Consider the following 3270-nt stretch of genomic DNA (forward strand, 5'->3'; position numbering starts at 1 on the left):
CCCGGCCGATGCCCTGAATGCGGCCCGCCACCCAATCGCCTTCGTAGAAATAGCCGTCGGCTCCGCGGAAGGTGCCTTTGCCCTGACGCTGGTCATGGACGAAAGCACCCTCATAGATATCGCCATTGGCGAAGGTCACTTTGCCCGCGCCGTGGCGTTCGCCTTCGACCAGCAGACCCTCGTAAACGTCGCCGTTGGATTGCGTCAGCTTACCCAGACCGTTGATCTGGTCGGCCTTCCACGCGCCGGTATAGGTCAGCCCGTCGGGCATGGTCAGCGACCCCTGACCGGCGCGCTGGCCGTTCACCATGTCGCCTTCATAGACCGCGCCATCGGGATAAGTGATCCGGCCCTTGCCCTGTTTGATACCCTCGACCCAATCGCCAGCATAGATATAGCCGTTCGAACTGGTCATCGTGCCCGGACCGTGGTGTAGCGAATTCAGGAACCCGCCCTCATAGCGCGAGCCATTGGGATAGGTCGCCACGCCCTGACCGGTGATTTTGCCGTCGATCCAGTCGCCCTGATAGGTGCCGCCATTGGCAAAGGTGATCTTGCCAAAGCCCGAGGCCATCCCGGCCTCGAAATTGCCCTCATAGACCGACCCGTCGGGATACCGCGCGGTGCCGGTGCCGCGAATCTCGCCGTTTTCCCACTGGCCGGAATATTCATAGCCATTAGGCAGGCGATAGGTGCCGCGGCCGTGCTGCTTGCCGTCCTTGAACGTGCCCTCGTAAATGCCGCCGTGGTCGTATTGCTTGGTGATTACCTTGCCCGAATCCTGCGCCCAGACCGCCAGTGGCGTCATCGCCACGGTGCCTGCAAGAATTGCCCGTGCCAGCATTGTGCCTGCCTTTTGCACCAAAGCCCCCTTTTGCGCTGCTCTATTTTGCCATCGGAATGCGGCCAGAGGGTAATTGAGCGGCCGGAGGCTTACAACGGTTTTCGCGTCAATCGGCTTTCACTTGCCGGTAACTCTGGTAAGAGGTCTGTTCGATAAGGGGGTGCATATGGCCGAGACTTTCCGCCTGACACTGGCACAATTGAACCCGACCGTGGGCGCATTGGGTGCGAATGCCGACAAGGCGCGCGCCGCGTGGCAGGCTGGCCGTGCGGCCAATGCCGATATGGTGGCGCTGCCCGAAATGTTCCTGACCGGCTATCAGACGCAGGATCTGATCATGAAGCCGGCGTTCTTTCACGACGCGATGGAGCATATCGTCACCCTTGCCGCCGATTGCGCCGATGGACCGGCGCTGGGCATTGGCGGGCCGTATTTCGACGGTGCGAACCTTTATAACGCCTATTACGTGCTGCAAGGCGGCCAGATCGTCGCGCGGGTGCTGAAGCAAAAGCTGCCCAATGAAACCGTGTTCGACGAAGAGCGCCTGTTCGTGCCCGGCCCGGCGCAAGGCCCCTATGCCATTGGCCCGCTGCGCATCGGCACCCCGATCTGCGAAGACGCCTGGCACCCGGAAAGCGTCTGCGAAACTCTGGCCGAGACCGGGGCCGAGATCCTGCTGGTCCCCAATGGCTCGCCCTATTATCGCAACAAATACGACGTTCGGATCAGCCACATGGTCGCCCGCACGGTCGAGACCGGCCTGCCGCTGATCTATCTGAACATGGTCGGCGGCCAGGACGATCAGGTGTTCGATGGCGGCACGTTCGTGCTGAACCCCGGCGGCAAGCTGGCGGTGCAGATGCCGGTGTTCGACGAAAATATCACTCATGTCGATTTCACCCGCACGCCCGAGGGCTGGCGCGCCACTGACGGCGACAAGGCCCGCATCCCCGACGAATGGGAACAGGACTATCGCGCCATGGTCGAAGGCCTGCGCGACTATCTGGGTAAAAGCGGCTTCAAACGCGTGTTGCTGGGCCTGTCGGGCGGGATCGACAGCGCCATCGTCGCCACCATCGCCGCCGATGCGATTGGCGCTGAGAATGTGCGCTGCGTGATGCTGCCGTCGGAATATACGTCCCAGCATTCGCTGGACGATGCTCAGGCCGTGGCCGACGCGCTGGGCTGTGCCTATGACTATGTGCCGATCTCGGCGGGCCGCGCCGCGATCACCGAAACGCTTGCACCGCTGTTTCAGGGCCGCGATACCGACATCACCGAAGAAAACATCCAGTCCCGCCTGCGCGGCCTCTTGCTGATGGCGATGTCGAACAAATTCGGCGCGATGCTGTTGACCACCGGCAATAAATCCGAGGTCGCGGTGGGCTATGCCACGATCTATGGCGACATGAACGGCGGCTACAATCCGATCAAGGATCTCTACAAAACCCGGGTGTTCGAAACCTGCCGCTGGCGCAACGCCAATCACCACGATTGGATGATGGGCCCGGCGGGCGAGGTGATCCCGCCCCGCGTGATCGACAAACCGCCCTCGGCCGAACTGCGCCCTGACCAAAAGGACGAGGACAGCCTGCCGCCCTATGAGGTTCTGGATGCGATCCTGACCGGTCTGGTCGATGACGAGTCCTCGGTCGCTGAACTGGTGGCGCAGGGGTTTGAGCGCGAGACGGTGAAACGGGTCGAGCACCTGCTTTACATCAGCGAATACAAACGCTTTCAGTCGGCGCCGGGCACGCGCCTGACCAAGCGGTCGTTCTGGCTGGACCGGCGCTATCCGATCGTCAACCGCTGGCGCGACACCACCTAAGCCGACAGCCGCGTCACCGTGACCTGATCGATCAGCCGCTCGGCATCTGCCCGGTGGCACAGCTCGGTCGCCTCGGTCATCACCGCCGCACTGGCTGCGGCCGACGCGGCCGCCAGCGCGGTCTCCCAATCGGCGCCACGCGCCCGGGCCAGCACCAGCGCGCCGACGAAACTGTCGCCCGCGCCGACCTTGCTGCGCACCGGAACGGTTGCGGCGGTCACATGCAGGCATCGGTCCTCCAGCGCCAGAATCGCCCCCTCGGACCCGCGCGCGATGATCACCGCCTCGGCCGCGCCGCGCTGCACCAGCGCCTTGGCAAATCCGCCGCTTTCCGCCGAACTTGGCATCGGGTGCCCGGCCAGTGCCTCGGCCTCGGTCCGGTTCATGCGCAGAACATGCAGGCCGCTTCCTGCCGCCAGATGCGCCAGCGCCGCCCCCGAGGTATCGGCCAGAACCAGCGCCCCGGCCGCCCGGACCAGCGCGATCAGACGATCCTGATAGGCCGGATCCACCCCCGGCGGCAGGCCGCCGCTCAGAACCACCAGCGCGCCCTTGGTCACGACTTCGGATAGCGCGACCAGCATCGCCTCGGCCTCGA

The 3270-nt window shown here is 63.9% G+C and carries 3 protein-coding genes; 1 reads left to right on the forward strand and 2 read right to left on the reverse strand.

Translation table 11 applies throughout. The annotated features are described in order from the left end of the window. Positions 1–844: MORN repeat-containing protein (locus ABYW26_RS12470; protein WP_372605228.1), on the reverse strand; the 844-nt coding region annotated here is incomplete at its 3' end. Between the two features lie 166 nt (positions 845–1010). Between ABYW26_RS12470 and ABYW26_RS12475 the strand changes: the two genes are divergently transcribed. Continuing rightward, entirely contained in the window at positions 1011–2672 is a 1662-nt protein-coding gene (locus ABYW26_RS12475; protein ID WP_372605229.1) for an NAD+ synthase, read from the forward strand. Here the strand turns inward: ABYW26_RS12475 and ABYW26_RS12480 are convergent. Next, the coding region (locus tag ABYW26_RS12480) for a PfkB family carbohydrate kinase (RefSeq protein ID WP_372605230.1) at positions 2669–3270 on the reverse strand (602 nt) is incomplete at its 5' end. The genes ABYW26_RS12475 and ABYW26_RS12480 overlap by 4 nt on opposite strands.

The organism is Actibacterium sp. (genome assembly GCF_041584535.1).
GTDB lineage: Bacteria > Pseudomonadota > Alphaproteobacteria > Rhodobacterales > Rhodobacteraceae > Actibacterium_D.